This is a genomic window from Cytobacillus stercorigallinarum, from assembly GCF_014836495.1.
Classification (GTDB): Bacteria; Bacillota; Bacilli; order Bacillales; family Cytobacillaceae; genus Cytobacillus; species Cytobacillus stercorigallinarum.
In genome coordinates this window covers 78,827-95,986 of record NZ_JACSQT010000011.1, presented here as the reverse complement: position 1 = coordinate 95,986, position 17,160 = coordinate 78,827, and the positions used below count along the sequence as shown (strand labels likewise).

At 37.9% G+C, this 17,160-nt stretch carries 14 protein-coding genes; 12 read left to right on the top strand and 2 right to left on the bottom strand.

The features are described from left to right. Positions 1-479: 479 nt before the first annotated feature. From ahpC to H9655_RS18530, 3 genes are all read left to right on the top strand, one after another. Complete coding sequence (ahpC, locus tag H9655_RS18540) at positions 480-1,043, top strand: alkyl hydroperoxide reductase subunit C (protein ID WP_191816738.1); 564 nt, start codon at positions 480-482, stop codon at positions 1,041-1,043. 13 nt (positions 1,044-1,056) lie between these two features. Next, the gene (gene ahpF / locus H9655_RS18535) at positions 1,057-2,586 is read left to right on the top strand and encodes an alkyl hydroperoxide reductase subunit F (RefSeq protein ID WP_191816737.1); all 1,530 of its coding nucleotides are present in this window, start codon (positions 1,057-1,059) and stop codon (positions 2,584-2,586) included. A 388-nt stretch (positions 2,587-2,974) separates the two neighbouring features. Beyond that, a complete protein-coding gene (locus tag H9655_RS18530) occupies positions 2,975-3,790 on the top strand; it encodes an SMI1/KNR4 family protein (RefSeq protein WP_225230748.1) in 816 nt (271 codons plus the stop codon). 185 nt (positions 3,791-3,975) lie between these two features. Here the strand turns inward: H9655_RS18530 and H9655_RS18525 are convergent, their stop codons facing one another. Further along, on the bottom strand, positions 3,976-4,239 hold the full coding sequence (locus H9655_RS18525; protein WP_191816735.1) for a hypothetical protein: 264 nt from the start codon (positions 4,237-4,239) through the stop codon (positions 3,976-3,978). Between the two features lie 254 nt (positions 4,240-4,493). On the opposite strand from H9655_RS18525, the gene H9655_RS18520 reads away from it, so the two are divergent. Further along, positions 4,494-4,991, top strand: a complete 498-nt coding sequence (locus H9655_RS18520) for a YehS family protein (protein ID WP_191816734.1) — start codon at positions 4,494-4,496, stop codon at positions 4,989-4,991. A gap of 143 nt (positions 4,992-5,134) precedes the next feature. On the opposite strand, the gene H9655_RS18515 is transcribed toward H9655_RS18520, so the two are convergent. After that, positions 5,135-5,770, bottom strand: a complete 636-nt coding sequence (locus H9655_RS18515; RefSeq protein WP_191816733.1) for a DUF998 domain-containing protein — start codon at positions 5,768-5,770, stop codon at positions 5,135-5,137. A 373-nt stretch (positions 5,771-6,143) separates the two neighbouring features. On the opposite strand from H9655_RS18515, the gene H9655_RS18510 reads away from it, so the two are divergent. From H9655_RS18510 to H9655_RS18475, 8 genes are all read left to right on the top strand, one after another. After that, positions 6,144-7,112: a tRNA dihydrouridine synthase gene (locus H9655_RS18510; protein WP_191816763.1), complete on the top strand. Its 969-nt coding sequence runs from the start codon at positions 6,144-6,146 to the stop codon at positions 7,110-7,112. Between the two features lie 385 nt (positions 7,113-7,497). Continuing rightward, a complete protein-coding gene (locus H9655_RS18505) occupies positions 7,498-9,393 on the top strand; it encodes an endonuclease MutS2 (protein WP_191816732.1) in 1,896 nt (631 codons plus the stop codon). Between the two features lie 417 nt (positions 9,394-9,810). After that, on the top strand, positions 9,811-10,428 hold the full coding sequence (locus H9655_RS18500) for a hypothetical protein (RefSeq protein WP_225230747.1): 618 nt from the start codon (positions 9,811-9,813) through the stop codon (positions 10,426-10,428). A gap of 126 nt (positions 10,429-10,554) precedes the next feature. Then, positions 10,555-11,205: a GntR family transcriptional regulator gene (locus H9655_RS18495; protein ID WP_191816730.1), complete on the top strand. Its 651-nt coding sequence runs from the start codon at positions 10,555-10,557 to the stop codon at positions 11,203-11,205. A gap of 28 nt (positions 11,206-11,233) precedes the next feature. Beyond that, positions 11,234-12,409, top strand: coding sequence for an amidase (locus H9655_RS18490; RefSeq protein WP_191816762.1), 1,176 nt, complete (start codon positions 11,234-11,236; stop codon positions 12,407-12,409). After that, a complete protein-coding gene (gene ggt, locus H9655_RS18485) occupies positions 12,406-14,058 on the top strand; it encodes a gamma-glutamyltransferase (RefSeq protein ID WP_191816729.1) in 1,653 nt (550 codons plus the stop codon). The genes H9655_RS18490 and ggt overlap by 4 nt, the downstream gene beginning before the upstream one ends. 358 nt (positions 14,059-14,416) lie before the next feature. Further along, entirely contained in the window at positions 14,417-15,808 is a 1,392-nt protein-coding gene (locus H9655_RS18480; protein ID WP_191816728.1) for a sodium/glutamate symporter, read from the top strand. A 166-nt stretch (positions 15,809-15,974) separates the two neighbouring features. Beyond that, a complete protein-coding gene (locus H9655_RS18475; RefSeq protein WP_191816727.1) occupies positions 15,975-17,117 on the top strand; it encodes an MFS transporter in 1,143 nt (380 codons plus the stop codon). The last annotated feature ends 43 nt before the right edge of the window (positions 17,118-17,160 follow it).

Genomic DNA, 17,160 nt, shown 5'->3' with positions numbered 1-17,160 from the left:
TTGATAAAGCTGCTATAAAGGCTAGTATTTGAATCAATATGAAGTCAAAGTGAGGGGGTGGAACTTTCCACTTTCTTTTTTTATGTCATCCTACCTCGAGTTAGAGATTCAATAGAGCGTCTTTCGTTTTCCAAAAGTCGCCTCAAGTAATCCATTTGTTACGGAAAAATTTTTCATTTAAAACCATCTATTCTCAATTGGAATGATATTTTGTTAGTAGTTGGGTTATTTCACAATAATGTAACATATTGATAGATATTCACTTTTTTTATGTGTAATCGCCGTTTAAACTGAATTTTTTATGTTATTTTATAAAAAAGATTGAGCGCCTTATTTAAAATTATTCTCGCTTTTTAATTGACAAATATAATGTTAGTAATATAATAATAAGTGCTAGTTAATAATTATTATAGATTGAAAAGGTTTTTCACTCTTTTTCATCTATAATTAAATCTAACAACTTTTAGGAGGACTACAACATGTCATTAATAGGAAAAGAAGTATTACCATTTAACGCACATGCATATAGAAATGGAGATTTTATTGAAGTATCTGAAGCAGATCTTAAAGGTCATTGGAGTGTCGTTTGTTTCTACCCAGCTGACTTTACATTTGTTTGCCCAACAGAACTAGAAGATCTTCAAGATCAATACCCAGCTCTACAAGAACTAGGTGTAGAAGTATTCTCTGTTTCAAGAGACTCTCACTTTACTCATAAAGCTTGGCACGATACATCAGAAGCAATTGGTAAAATTACTTATACAATGATTGGTGATCCATCACATACAATTTCTCGTAACTTCGATGTTCTTATTGAAGAATTAGGTCAAGCAGATCGTGGTACTTTCATTATCGATCCAGATGGTATCATTCAAGCAGTTGAAATCAATGCTGATGGTATTGGCCGTGACGCAAGCATTCTTATCGATAAAATTAAAGCAGCTCAATATGTTCGTTCTAATCCAGGCGAAGTTTGCCCGGCAAAATGGAAAGAAGGATCTACTACACTTAAGCCAAGCCTTGATTTAGTCGGCAAAATTTAAGGAGTGGAACCCCATGATATTAGAAGCAGAAATTAAAGAGCAACTCCATCAGTATCTTCAACTGATGGAGGGCGATGTATTACTGAAAGTAAGTACTGGAGAAGATGACGTATCAAAAGATATGCTGGCTCTCGTTGATGAACTGGCAACCATGTCATCTAAAATTAAGGTAGAAACAGCTACCTTAAAAAGAACGCCAAGCTTCAGCGTGAATCGCATAGGTGAAGATACAGGTGTCGCTTTTGCTGGTATTCCTCTTGGTCACGAATTTACTTCCTTAGTATTAGCCTTATTACAAGCAAGTGGCCGCGCGCCAAAAGTAGATGATAAGGTGATGGAACAAGTAAAGAATATTCAAGGGGAATTTCATTTCGAAACTTACGTTAGTCTGACATGCCATAATTGTCCTGATGTGGTACAAGCCTTGAATATCATGAGTGTGTTAAACCCTAACATTACACATACAATGATCGATGGCGCGGCTTTTAAAGAAGAAGTCGATAGCAAAAACATTATGGCAGTACCAACTGTTTTCCTTAATGGAGAAGTATTTGGTAGTGGACGTATGACTTTAGACGAAATTTTAGCGAAGATGGGTAGCACAGAAGATCCAGCTGAATTTTCGAATAAAGATCCATTTGATGTGCTAGTTGTTGGTGGTGGACCAGCAGGTGCGAGTGCAGCGATTTATGCGGCACGTAAAGGTATCCGTACAGGAGTTGTTGCTGAACGATTCGGCGGACAAATCATGGATACACTAGGCATCGAAAACTTCATTGGTACGAAGTATACAGAAGGCCCTAAGCTTGCAGCTAGTCTTGAAGAACATGTGAAAGAATACGATGTTGACGTGATGAATCTTCAACGCGCGAAAAGCTTACAAAGAAAAGAACTCATTGAAGTGGAATTAGAAAATGGTGCAGTTCTTAAGAGTAAGTCAGTCATTCTTTCTACAGGTGCAAGATGGAGAAACGTTGGTGTACCTGGTGAAGCAGAATTCAAAAATAAAGGTGTCGCTTACTGTCCACATTGTGACGGCCCATTATTTGAAGGCAAAGATGTTGCGGTCATCGGTGGCGGTAATTCAGGCATTGAGGCAGCAATCGACTTAGCAGGTATCGTTAAACATGTAACTGTCATTGAATTTGGTGCAGAACTAAGAGCAGATTCGGTCCTACAAGAGCGACTTTATAGCTTACCGAATGTAAAAGTGATTAAAAACGCACAAACAACTGAAATCACGGGTACAGATAAAGTGAATGGCCTCACCTATCTAGACCGTGAAACAGAGCAAGAACACCATATTGAATTACAAGGAATCTTTGTTCAAATTGGTCTTGTTCCAAACACGGATTGGTTAGGAGATACGGTTGAACGTACAAGAACAGGCGAAATCGTTGTCGATAACCATGGTGCAACAAACGTCCCTGGCGTATTTGCAGCAGGTGACTGTACGAACAACCCGTACAAACAAATTATAATTTCTATGGGATCAGGTGCAAACGCATCATTAGGCGCATTTGATTATTTAATTAGAAATTAATTATATTTGCGAGAAAGGTAAGGTGAGTTGAAACTCACACTGCCTTTCTCTTTTTTTATGGAGTGGATGTTAACATGGATTTGTTTGGTTCGAGCATATAAGCGATGAAAAAGGGTTTTGCTCGTGCATCAGGTTTGAAAAATTGGAAAATGGCGTAGCAAAAGGGAATTGCCCGTGCATCAGGTATGAAAAATTGGAAGATGGCGTAGCAAATGAATTTTGCTCGTACATCCAGCGTAAAATCATCAAAGTTAGCCGAACAAATGGTTTTAGGTCTCCACTTTCAACTTTATGTGTTGACTAAGAGCTTAACTGCTAGGTTGTTTTCCCCTTTTTTACATATATTTTGATAAAATAATAGTAAGACCAAAGGATTTTTAGAGGGTGGATGACTATAAATATGTGGAGACCTTTTTATGCTAGCGGTATCGTGTTAGAGAAATTAACAAAAGAAGATGTATGGAAAGCTGAGGAATATTTTGGTGTGAAATTGCCAAGGGAGTATGTGGAGTTACTTCGTATACAAAATGGCGGATACCTTTTGAAAGATAGCATCAACATAGGCGTAGAGATAGATAATGAACATACGCTAGCAATTGATTATCTCCTCGGTATTAAAGAAGATAAAGGTATCATGGAGACCGGGTATCTATTGAATGAGTGGGGAATTGATAACAATCACCTTATCGTTATTTCTGGCGATGGCCATTATTTTATTGTGTTAGATTATCGTGAGGTTCAAAATAACCCAAAAGTTGCTTATTTGATCTCTGATTCAGGTGAGCTAATCGAGTTATTCCCAACATTTTATGAATTTATGAACGAGCTCGTACCAGATGAGAGTGAAATATCATATGACCATGAAGAAGAGATTAATCAATTCCTACGTAACCCTAATTTAGTTGATGCAAAAAAGCTTGTAAACTCGGAAAATGAGGATTTAATTTATCAAGGTATAGAATATTGGAATCAAACAGGCAAAGATAAGAGTGAATTTAATCGTCTATTGCTTCACGTTGTTCAGCAAACTAAATTTTTGTCAGTTCAAGCATTAGGAGCGGAGATATTATGGAGAAAAGTAGCATCGGAAGAGATAAAAGAAAAGCCTGCCATTCAGGCGATCGTTGATAGCATTCCAGATTCACCGTTAGATTTAGTGAAAGAATGTAAACAAAAAATAGTGGAAGAATTGAATAGGAATTAATCCCCTATGGAACGAGTGCATGATGATATAGCGGAAATTCTTAGAGTTAATAATATGTAAGCCATTGTCAGCAGCAAATGAAATATACATTATTTTAATATCAGAGCATAATGCGTTATCCATTCAGTAAAAAATAAACTAATAGTAAAAAGAAAAAAGAGCCTAAAGAGGCTCGTCATCATTGACTAATACTGCTGTGGAAGTGAACTACCTGGTGGTCTCCACCATGATTCAACAAGTTGCCAAGCTTGTTCAAAATTGTATCCTTTACCAATTAAGTAACCAATTGCTACAGCTTCTTTTAAAGCATGTTGATAACCTAAGTGTTGAGCCTCACGAAGCCCGTGATTTACCGCAGGAGCAATTGCTTGGAGTGTGTGGTGTTCCATATTATTATTTCTTTGAAAACCATAACTCGGGTGTTGCTGAAATCCATAATTTCCGTACATAAATAATCTCCTTATTTTTTCAAAGTTAATTTATACAATACTTACTATATTCTTCAAAATGGGCATTGTGCCTGTTTTATGGAGAAGTATATAAGGATTTGAAAGATGAAAAAGATAGCCTCGGTAATGACCCCCTTTTTGATTTATAGTAGCCAATTTCTTCATAAGTGGATTGCATAGCAATGACAATGTTAAAATAGAACAATGGCTTTAACGCTACATAGCAAAGTCTGTTCAAGATAGGAGCGATAAGTATGGTTGATAATAATGATCTTTTAATCCGATTGCGTTATGCGTTGGATATTAAAAATAGTGAAATGGCAGAGATTTTTAAGCTAGGTGAGGAAGAAGTTTCAGTGCCAGAAGTGGTGAAGATTCTTAAAAAGTTTGATGAAGATGAGGCGGATAACCGAATTGAATTAACCGATGCGATGTTGAATTCGTTCTTAAATGGTCTCATTATTTATAAAAGAGGAAAACAAGAGCAGAAACCGGGACAAGCCAATACACCGGACCCGTCGATTAACAGCCATCGACATATCAATAACATCCTCTTAAAGAAAGTTAAAATTGCCTTGGCATTAACAACAGATGACATGATTGATATCTTTAGAAAAGCGGGACTCAACGTTTCAAAAGGAGAAATTGGCGCTTTTCTAAGAAAAGAAGGGCATAAAAATTATAAAGTGTGCTTAGATCACTTTGCTAGGAACTTCTTAAAAGGTCTAACGATTAAATATAGGGGAGCTTGATATAAATAAAAGCAGTGGGAGGGAATCCTGCTGCTTTTTTCTTTAGATGGTTAGCCAAAGTGCTTTTTTCTTGCATAATGACCGAAATGTTTTGTTAGACTTTTGAACAAAATAGAAAAGATGTTTGAAGAAAAGCCCGCACCTTATTTGGACGCAGGCAAAGGTTTAGAACGCTTAATTAAAAGATAAGTGGAAACCATTCCCCAAATAAACAATATGAAATAAAAAAGTCTTTGAAGTAATCCTGAAGGGAGAGGAAAGAGTGGCACAAGTGAAATCAGAATAGTAATGAATATTAAGCTGGCTAAGCAATAATATGTCCATTTTCTAATCGCTGTAAGTTTTTTTGCGAAAATGAATAGGCCTGGGAATACGGTTAGCATTGCGACCCATACGAGAATAGAGTGCCCCAATAAATTGACATCAGCAGGGATTAAGCCTGAGATAGAGGTAGAAATGCCGATTAAAAGGATAAATGATGTTGCCATTCGATGAATCAAAGATTTCTGTAAATATTGGGAGAGATATAGTACTCCGATACAAAAGGTTAATCCATTAAATAGAAAGAGTAAATTCATCCCTACATGATGAGGGGAGCATATTTCATAAGGTGCAAACGCATAGGTGAATTCGCCGCAGGTCGTTACACCAAGGTCACTCATAGCGTGATGTAAATAGCTATAAGGTGCTGTTGAGGTAAGAATGAAGAAAGGTTCAATAAGAAAGTATAGGCAAGTCATCCCCCAACTTAAGAAGCCTATTCTATTTGATATATACATGTGATTCCTCCCGAGAGAAAGTTTATGTATATTATATATCCATTATTTTCTAAAGAGTATGGGCTATTTGTGTATATTGGTTTAAGGCTTGAGGCTGAAAAATTTTAAGTACCTCACGATTCCTCGCTTTTTATTTCGTATGTTTACATTTTGAAATCGTATCTTCGTCAATATCCTAGCGAAAATCTTGTCATTCATTTAGGGTCATAAAGTGAGCTCCTCATACACACCATCTGATCCCCGATATGCTAAACTATAAATGTCAAAATTAACTGTTGTTTGAAAAGCAATGTGTAAACATGCTATAAGTGTAGTTAGAAGGAATGATTGATAAATAAAATAGATATTTCACCGTGAGAGGATTGAATACATGATGAAAGAAAATTTTTGGCGTGAGTTGCCACGCCCATTTTTTGTGCTTGCGCCGATGGAAGATGTGACGGATGTTGTTTTTCGTCATGTCGTTAGTGAAGCAGCACGGCCAGATGTGTTTTTTACTGAGTTCACAAATTCGGAGAGTTATTGTCATCCTGATGGACAAAAAAGTGTCCGTGGTCGCTTAACTTTTACTGAAGATGAGCAGCCGATGGTGGCGCATATATGGGGAGACAGACCGGAGAACTTTCGTGAAATGAGTATGGGTATGGCGGAACTAGGCTTTAAAGGTATTGACCTTAATATGGGCTGTCCTGTTCCCAATGTCGCTGGAAACGGTAAAGGTAGCGGATTGATCTGCCGTCCGGATGTTGCTGCTGAGCTGATTGCTGCTGCAAAAGCAGGGGGACTGCCTGTTAGTGTAAAAACAAGGCTCGGTTATAGTGAAATCGACGAATGGCGTGATTGGCTGACGCATATTTTAAAACAAGATATTGCCAACCTTTCTATTCATCTTCGTACGAGAGAAGAAATGAGTAAGGTAGACGCGCACTGGGAGCTGATTCCAGAAATTAAAAAGCTTCGTGATGAGGTGGCACCTGATACGCTGTTAACGATTAATGGTGATATTCCTGACAGACAAAAGGGATTAGAGTTGGCAGAAAAATACGGTATTGACGGTGTGATGATTGGTCGAGGTATTTTTAAGAATCCATTTGCTTTTGAAAAGGAAGCGAAAGAGCATAGTAGTAAAGAATTGTTAGATCTTTTAAGGTTGCACCTCGACCTTCATGATCAATATGCAGGGTTAGAATTGCGCCCATATACCGGCCTTCATCGCTTTTTCAAAATTTATGTCCGCAGCTTTAAAGGAGCGGGAGAATTAAGAAATCAGTTAATGAATACAAAGTCAACGGATGAAGCACGTGCGTTGCTTGATGATTTTGACAGAAACAATCATTCATAAGGAAAAAAATGAATATTTACTTCTTTTTATCGATATGATATGATGCTTAGTAATTAGATTCCATATGAATTTGGAGAGGTGCATTTATGAGTGCAGTAGGTTCTAAATAGGCAATTAAAATTTGAAATGAATGCAATAACAAAAGGGAAAAATTTTCTTAATGATTCCCTGCTATTTGTTATGGATTGATTTCAACCTATGAAGATACCTACTATACTTTATAAAGCATGTGATGAACAGGGATAGCTATGCTATGGTTCATGACGTCTTCTTGCCTTATAAATGTAAAAGCTGCGGGGTATCCCTGCGGCTTTTTCTGTTTAAAATCTATTGGAATCTAATAAGTAGGTGTCTTCACAATGAAAAAAAGTGAGGAGCATCGAAATTGAATAATATGACATTTGAAAAACTACAATATCACGAATTAAAACAGATTGTGCAATCTTATTGTGTGAGCGGTTTAGGTAAAAGGCTAATCGACAAACAAGAACCGAGTACAAATATACAAGTGGTGAACAACCGCCTACAGGAAACTACTGAAGCCAGAGCAATCATAGATGCCGAGGGCCATATTCCTTTTGTAGGTATTACAAACATTGAAAGTATTATTGATTCACTCGAAAAGGGCATTATTTTGCAACCGAGTGATTTAGTTAGCTTATCTGACTTTTTAAGAGGCTGTCGCAAAATCAAACAATTCATGCAAAGCAAAGAGTTTTTCGCACCAACGCTTGCTTCTTATGCTCAGTCGATGTCTGAAATGAAGACAATAGAGGAAGAGATCAATTTCACGATTAAGGGCAGTCGAATTGATTCGTCGGCAAGTAGAGAGTTAAAAAGAATACGTTTTAAAAAAGAAGCAACAGAAGAGAAAATCAGTGAGCGTTTAAATAAATTTTTAAATAATAGTACGAATAAGAAGTATATCCAAGAATTTTTTATTAGTAAAAAAGATGACAGATATACGATTCCGATTAAAGCTTCTTATAAAGGTCAAGTGCCAGGTGCCGTTATCGAAGTATCTTCAACAGGTGCGACTGTTTTTATCGAACCTCAGACGATCTCGAAGTTAAGCGCAGAATTAGCGAGCCTTAAAGCAGATGAAGAGATGGAAGAATACCAAATATTAGCGACACTCTCAGGAATCATAGTAGCAGAATTGCAAAAGTTGAAAGTAAATATGGAGTTAATTAGCCAGTATGACATGGTGTTTGCCAAGGCAAAATATAGTAAGCAGATTGCTGGCATACAGCCGATAGTCAATGATCATGGTTATATTAAAATAGTGAACGGCAAGCATCCGCTGTTGCCAAAAGATGCCGTACCCCTTCAGTTTGAGATTGGTAAAGAGTATAGAAGTTTAATCATTACCGGTCCTAATGCAGGGGGGAAGACTATTGTATTAAAAACCATTGGACTATTGACTATAGCGACAATGTTAGGGCTTCATATTGCGGCAGAGCAGGGGACGGAAATCGCTATTTTTGAACATATATTCGTTGATATTGGCGACAATCAAAGTATCGAAAATGCATTAAGTACGTTTTCATCTCATATGAAAAACTTGTCGGAAATCATGAGCGCTTCTAACCATCGTACGCTTTTATTATTTGATGAAATCGGTAGTGGAACAGAACCGAATGAAGGCGCAGCACTTGCGATTGCAATATTAGAGGAGTTCTACCATATGGGCTGCCTCACCATTGCGACTACCCATTATGGAGAAATCAAACGTTATTCAGAATTGCATAGTGATTTTATGAACGCAGCGATGCAATTTGATCAAGAAACATTGTCACCATTGTATCAGTTAGTTATTGGCGAATCAGGGGATAGCAACGCATTATGGATTTCTCGCAAAATGAATATAAAAGAATCCGTATTAAAGCGAGCAGAAGCTTATATGGAGAATAAAGATTATCAACTAAAGCAAGTGAATCCAGATAAAATCCGTCAGCCAAAACTCAGAAGTGAAGCAATTACAGCAAAATATGATTATAAAAAAGGTGACAGAGTAAAACTATTGGATCATAATGACTTTGCGATTATCTACAAAGAAATGGATCAATTCTATAATGTTGTGGTCTACTATAAAGGAGAAATGATTGAAGTAAATGTAAAACGAATTACTTTAAATCTCCCAGCACATGAACTATATCCAGAAGGTTACGACTTAGAAACATTATTCACTGATTTCGCTACAAGGAAAATGGAACATGATATTAACCGCGGATCGAAGAAAGCCTTACGGAAAATTCAAAAGGAAATGCGGAAGAAATAAAACACTATCGATGAACCCGAGTCCACATATATGGATTCGGGTTTTTTCATATTTAGCCATCTAGAAAGAAATCAAGGAAGATAGCAGTGTAAAAGAGAATTGCACATGCATCTAGAGAAAAATTAAGAAAGATAGCGTAGCAAAAGAGGTTAGCGTGTGCATCTAGAGAGAAATCAAGAAAGATAGCAGAGCAAAAGAGGTTAGTGCGTGCATCTAGAGAGAAATCAAGGAAGATAGCAGAGCAAAAGAGAATTGCTCGTGCATCCAGAGAAAAATTTAGGAAGATAGCAGAGCAAAAGAGATTTGCTCGTCCAACTGAAAAGGTATTAAGTATATGATGAATTACGACCAAAGACCTAGCGGAATTTTAGTCTCTAGCTAGTTAATCAGCCATGATTCCTTTTGTATGATTATTTTATGCAATCGGAAAAAATGGTGGCTAGAGGAGAGAAGGTTATGGGTTTAGGTGACAAGAAGGTTTATATTTTGCTAACAGATACAGGTACGTATTTTACGAAATTGATAAAAGTCTATACGAAGAGGAGTTATAATCATGCTTCTATCGCTTTTGATCATGAATTAGCAAAAGTGTATAGTTTTGGCAGGAAAAAGCCGCGGAATCCTTTTATCGGTGGGTTTGTCGTGGAGGATATAAATAAGGGGTTATTGAAACATGCGGATTGCATCATTTATTCTTTCACAGTTAACCATGAAGAGCTGAGGAAAATGGAACAATATATTGCTACAATTGAATCTGAAAAGGAGGATTATCGTTATAATCTTTTTGGTCTATTTGGCGTGCTGTTTAATAAACCTTTGAAAAGGAGAAAAGCTTTTTTCTGTTCTCAGTTTGTGGCTTCAGTCATCCACGCAACTGACAGTATCGAATTTGAAAAACCACTTTCATTAATCACGCCGTATGATCTCCGTAATATCCCCTCTATACAGGTTGAATATGAAGGGAAGCTGAATGAGTATTTGGATAGGGATACAGCACCATCTGAGAGCGAAGGTTCTTTCTTTGTCTCAATATAGTTTATAAGTTTAATAAATTTTCTTGTCATATTTTCTAACAGATTCATTGCGGCTCTCCATGTGATAGGTATCATAGAAACTATAGCTGTGATCACATATCACATAAAGGAGGTGACGATCCCCCATATGCGTACAAGCGAAGTAATAACCGTCCCCACATTATCTCAAGAAGTGTATAACCGTCTGCGAAAAGACATCATGAATGGTCTATTCCCACCGGGTAAAAGAATTTCTATTAGAAAATTAGCTGAACAATTGAATGTGAGTACGATGCCGGTTAGAGAAGCATTGAATAAATTACAATCAGAAGGCTTTGTTCATTTTGAGCGGAGGAGTATTTTTGTTAGACAGCTTTCATCGCGGGAATTAATTGAATTATTTGAAATTAGGTTAACATTAGAGAAGATGGCTATGGAATGGTCGTATAGGCATATTGATCGTGTAGCGCTAGCTGAGTTAAACGAAATGGTAACGGAGATGAAGAAGAAACTGACATCACCGGTGGAATGGAATGAGTTAAATAGACAGTTTCACCTGTTGATATATACGTATGCCCAATCGAAGCCGATGCTTGAGATGTTAAGTATTGTCTGGGGAAGGGTGGAACCATATATGAATATTTACTCTGTCGAACAAGACGATTTAATCATCTCGCAAAAAGAACATGACCAATTGCTTGTAGCGCTCAACAAAAAGGATATTGCCACATTACATCAATTAATCACACTTCATATTCAACAAACAAAAGAAGCAATCTTTGAGAAACTTGAAAAATAGTCAAAATACATAGGGTGGGTGGAAAATGATGAAATATAATGGAAACGCCTTTGTAAAAGCTGATTTTATACTGGAACCAACAGGCAGTGGGTCCCTTAATGGATTGACGTTTGCTATAAAGGATGTATTTGAGATCGCGAATTACAAAAATACAGCTGGAAATCCTGGTTGGTATCATACCCACGGACCGGGTCAACAAAATGCAACCGTCATAGAATCCTTGTTGAAAAATGGCGCGCGACTGCAAGGGACAACACATACGGATGAACTAATGTATAGTTTAAACGGAGAAAATCATCATTACGGTACACCGGTTAATCCACGCACGCCTAACCGTATTCCTGGAGGTTCTTCGAGCGGTTCAGCTGTTGCTGCTGCGTCAGGACTTGTAGATTTTGCAATAGGAACGGATACAGGTGGGTCTGTCCGTATCCCGTCATCTTACTGTGGGATTTTTGGATTCCGTCCGACACACGGGGAAGTAAATATGAACGGTGTAATTCCGCTTGCCAAAAGCTTTGATACTGTCGGTTGGATGTCGCAAAACATAGACATCTTATTAAAGGTAGGAGAAGTGCTGATAAGTAATGATGAAGTAAAAGATCATTCTTTTCGGCATGTCTATTATGAGGAAGAGGCTTGGCGGTTGATTGATGAAGAAAACAAAGAAATATTGCTAGACAGTTTAATAAATATTTCTAAACAAGATGTAAACATTGCCTCTGATGGATTGGTAAAATGGACAGAATTATTTAGATTCATACAAGGAACGGAAATCTGGCAAGCACATGGTGAATGGATTAACAAGGAGCAGCCAACTTTCGGACCTGGTATCGCCGAAAGGTTTCAATGGACGTCAACTTTAAATCCAAGTGAACTTCCAGCACTAGTGGAAAAACAAAATGTAATTAGAAATCAGCTTTCATCTCTACTTAAAAAGGATGGTATCTTAGTCATTCCTACGGCACCAGATGTTGCCCCGTTGAAAAATTTACCAAGTGAAGAGTTAGAACAATATCGACACCAGTTAATGCAACTCACTTGTATCGCAGGTCTAACAGGTCTTCCACAGGTCACTATTCCGTTTGAAAATAAAGACGGCCTGCCAATTGGTCTCTCTTTTATTGCCAATCACCATCAAGATATCGCTCTTATTAAATGGGTGAGGGAAATGTTGTTTGCTAAAAGGAAGGTGACAAGATGAGTAGGGACAAACAATCGTACCGTCCAACAACGATGGCAGCAAATGGAATAATCACAACACCACATTATTTAGCTTCTCAAGTAGGATTGAAGGTGTTGCAAGCTGGCGGTAACGCGGTGGAAGCGGCAATTGCTGCATTATCCACAATTGGTGTAGTTTACCCTCATATGAACGGGATTGGTGGGGATAACTTCTGGCTTGTGTATGATGCGAAGCAGAAAAAATTAAAGGCATTAAATAGTAGTGGCCGTTCGGGTGAAGGGGCAACAATCCCGTTTTATCAACAGCAAGGCTACAGCAAGATTCCTTCAAGAGGAGCTTTGGCTGCCAATACCGTTCCGGGTGCTGTGGCTGGGTGGGAGAAGGCCTATCAATATTCACAGAATTATATGAATGGCACGGTTGAATGGTCTGAGTTATTGCAGTCATCTATTCATTACGCCAAAGATGGATTTCCTGTTACTCCTAGTCAAGTTTATTGGACTAATATCAATTTGGATGAAAAGGATAATGAGTTCCGTCACCTCCAACGTTTTACTGAATTTCAAAAGGTGTTTTTACAAGCGAATGGTCTTTCCTATCGGGCAGGTGACCTTATGAAACAGCCAGATTTAGCAAGAACATTAGAAGGGTTAGCAGCAGAAGGTGGTTCGTTTTTATATGAAGGAGAATTAGCGAAGTTGATGGCAACTGACCTGCAACATCACGGGGGGATGCTAACCATTGACGATTTTAGGCATCATCAGTCCAATTGGGTAGAACCAATCTCTGTGCGTTATCGCAATCATCAAGTGTTCAATGTCCCACCTAATTCTCAGGGTTTTGCATCATTATCCATTTTAAATATTTTGAATCAATTCCCACTCTCAGACATAGAGGAAGGCTCAGCCGACTATTATCATTTATTAGCAGAGGCAACAAAACGGGCATTCGTTGATCGTGATCAATATTTGACTGATCCAGATTTTGCTACGATTCCTCTAGATGAAATATTGTCTGTGAGAAGAGGAATCGAACTAGCCGAATCAATTGATTTTACTAGAGTGAGGCCGTTTGAAAAACAACTTGATCCTAAGGGGGATACGATTTGGCTAGGTGTTGTTGATAAAGAAGGCAACGCAGTTTCGGTTATTCAAAGTATTTATCATGAGTTCGGATCAGGCTTTATTCCGAAAAATACAGGTATCGTCTTGCAGAATCGAGGCAGTTATTTTTCATTAGACGAAAGTCATATCAATTGCCTGCAAGCAAGAAAGCGAACATATCATACATTAAATCCTGCGATGTTATTTAAAAATGATCAACCGTATTTAATTTATGGAACGATGGGAGGGGAAGGGCAACCACAAACACAAGCAGCCCTTGTGACGAGAATCATAGATTACGATTATCCGATCCAATCAGCCATTGAGGCACCGAGATGGTTATATGGTCGAACATGGGGAGCGACATCTAACAGTTTGAAAGTAGAAGGAAGAATAAGTGCATCCATTTGCTTAGAGCTCGAGAAAAGAGGGCATGAAGTAGAAGTATTAGAAGACTTTACAGATGTAATGGGGCACGCGGGTGCTATTCTAATTAATCAACAGACTGGTGTAAAATATGGCGGAGCCGATCCTCGTGGTGATGGGGCTGCGAGTGGATATTAGTAGATAATAATGAGGTCACTGAAAAAATGGGAAAAAGGTCTTTATCGTCATGTATTGATGATACAGACCTTTTTTGCATCTAGCATCATGTTTACGATTGATAAACCAAACTTTTCCTATTTCCAAATTGTAGATTTTTTCAGACGACTATTGAATGAAACGGATTGTCTGGAGAGAAACTTTAAATGGACCGTTTTTATTTAGTTCTTCGGTGGCCACGGAATAAATGGAATTTTTGATATTTATCCTCTCAAGTGACAAGTTTATTCAGCGTGTAGTATAATTCACGGGTCACTCTCTATATGTTTCCTTTAAAGAAAAAAGGGAAAATTAAAAGAATTACAAAGGGGATGAATAAATGGACTTAACGATTGCTGCTTTTTCGGTTCTTATCCTGGCGATTATTTTAGTGCTTGGGAAATGGGTAAGAATTAAAGTGAAATTACTTCAAAGATTGTTTTTACCGACATCATTAATTGCGGGTTTCATTGCACTTATATTGGGACCAGAAATATTAGGAAGGCTCCTCGGAATTGAGGGTGGGATTTTTACATCTGAAATGGTCGACGTTTGGGCTAGTCTGCCTGGTCTTTTAATTAATATTGTTTTTGCCTGTCTTTTTATAGGATTTAAACTTCCTAATCCCAAAAAAATGTGGCGGATTGGTGGGCCTCATATTGCTTTAGGTTATACACTCTCTTTTGCACAATATGTAGTGGGTATTTTACTTGCTATCACCATCATTACACCTCTTTTTGGCCTTAGTCCTGCTGCGGGCGCTTTAATTGAGATTGCCTTTGTTGGTGGTCATGGAACAGCGGCAGGTTTACAAGGAACATTTACATCTTTAGGTTTTGAAGAAGGTTATGATTTGGCAATTGGTTTGTCGACAGTCGGTATTCTTGCAGGTATCATCGTAGGGATGATTTTAATCAATTGGGGAGCACGTAATGGCAAATCTAAAACATTGAATCACCCTGATGAGATTTCTGTAGAGGAGCAATCAGGTATTATTAAAGTCGATAACCGTTCATCAGCGGGTTTGCAAACAACTTCGCCGATGTCTATTGAGCCGTTAACGCTTCATATAGGATTTGTTGGGCTATCTATTTTCATTGGTTTCTTATTATTGGAAGCGTTTCAATGGCTTGAGGCTGTTACTTATGGGCAAGCTTTAGGTGTTTATTTATTCGAATATGTGCCTTTATTTCCGTTCGCAATGATAGGGGGAATATTGTTACAATTATTCTTATCCAAATTTGATCGATATCAATTAGTTGATCGCGAATTAATTAATCGTATTCAAGGGGTAGCTCTTGATTTTCTAATCATTAGTGCAATGGCTTCACTCAGTCTGCAGGTCATTGGTGACAATTTCATTCCGTTTATTATTTTAGCGATTGCTGGGATTGTCTTGAATGTGGTGTTGTTCTTATATTTGGGGCCACGTATGATACCTGAGTATTGGTTTGAAAGAGGATTGGGAGATTTCGGACAGTCTACAGGTGTGGCTGCAACAGGAATTATGCTAATGAAAACAGTCGATCCAGAAAACAAGTCGCCTGCACTTAATGCCTTTGGCTATAAACAAATTGTATTTGAACCGATGGTCGGTGGGGGGCTTATTACAGCTGCCGCAGTTCCATTTATTATTCAGTTTGGAGCAATCCCTGTATTAATTGTCAGTACGATTTTAATGATTATATTTTGGGTAATGGGCGTAAAAGTTTTTGGTAAGAAGAAAAAGTGAGTGATTGACAATCAATGATCAAAATGATAAATTATTTTTGTTTATAAATGAATAATGGCGACATGGCTATGGGCGTCATGTTAGCGAATTCGCATAGAATATGTTTGAATGCAGCGCCTCCCGTTTTTATTGGGAGCGCTGCCTTTTTGCGTGGAGGGAAAGTCAGATGGATAAAAGAGTGTATTTACTAACTATAATTACATTTATTGTCGGTTTGGTTGAGTTAATTATTGCGGGCATCTTGCCGCTTATTGCAACGGATTTAGGTGTGTCGCTTGGTGAAGTCGGGATGTTAATCTCCTTGTTTTCTTTAAGCTTTGCCATATCTGGTCCTGTGCTATTATCTTTAACTGCAAAGATAGAGAGAAAACGGTTATTCCTATTCGTTCTCTTTGTTTTCTTCTTATCTAACTTAATGATCGTCGTTATGGATGGTTATGTATCTTTGTTGATTGGAAGAGTATTATCAGCTATGTGTGCGGCTCTTCTAATTTCATTATGTCTCACGATTGCTTCACAAATCAGTGGTGAAAAATATCGAGCGAGAGCGATTGGTATTGTGCTGATGGGGGTCAGTGCATCCCTTGTTTTTGGGATTCCGTTCGGATTGTGGTTAGGTAATGAATTTAGCTGGAGAGCGCCGTTCTTGTTTATTTCGATTCTGACATTAATCATCATGATTGTTGTTTATTTTGCATTAGGTCCAATAGAGGCGAAAAGAGCTTTACCTTTAAAGGAACAGTTGAAAGCATTAAAAAATAGAAAGATTGTACTCGTGCAACTGACATCGGTTCTCTTTTTTGCCGGTCATATGAGTCTATATGCGTATTTAACACCGTTTCTAAGTGAGACAATGAGTATTACTGGCAATTCACTTAGTTTGATTTACCTTATTATCGGCATCGTTGCTGTATGCGGGAGTTTTTTAGGTGGGCAGATTACGGATCGCTTAGGTGCGAAACGATCGATTATTATCGTACTTTCTGCTTTTATTGTTACGATTATCCTTATCCCATATTTGCAGTTTTCCCTTGCTTTGTTTATTTGTGCATTATTGTTATGGAATTTATTAAGCTGGTCTTTGCAGCCCGCCATTCAGAGCTATCTTGTATCTGCTGCGCCAGAAACATCTGATATTCAACAAAGTTTAAATAATTCAGGGGTTCATGTTGGTATGGCTATTGGTTCAACTGTTGGTGGAATCATCATCGATCAATATCACGTTGAGATCAACCCGCTTATTGCAGGGGGCTTCACATGCATCGCCTTGCTTATTATCTTGGCGGCATTTAAGCAAAAGCGTATATGATAATAAAAAGCAGTCTTCAAAGGTAGACTCATAGAGTCCCAAT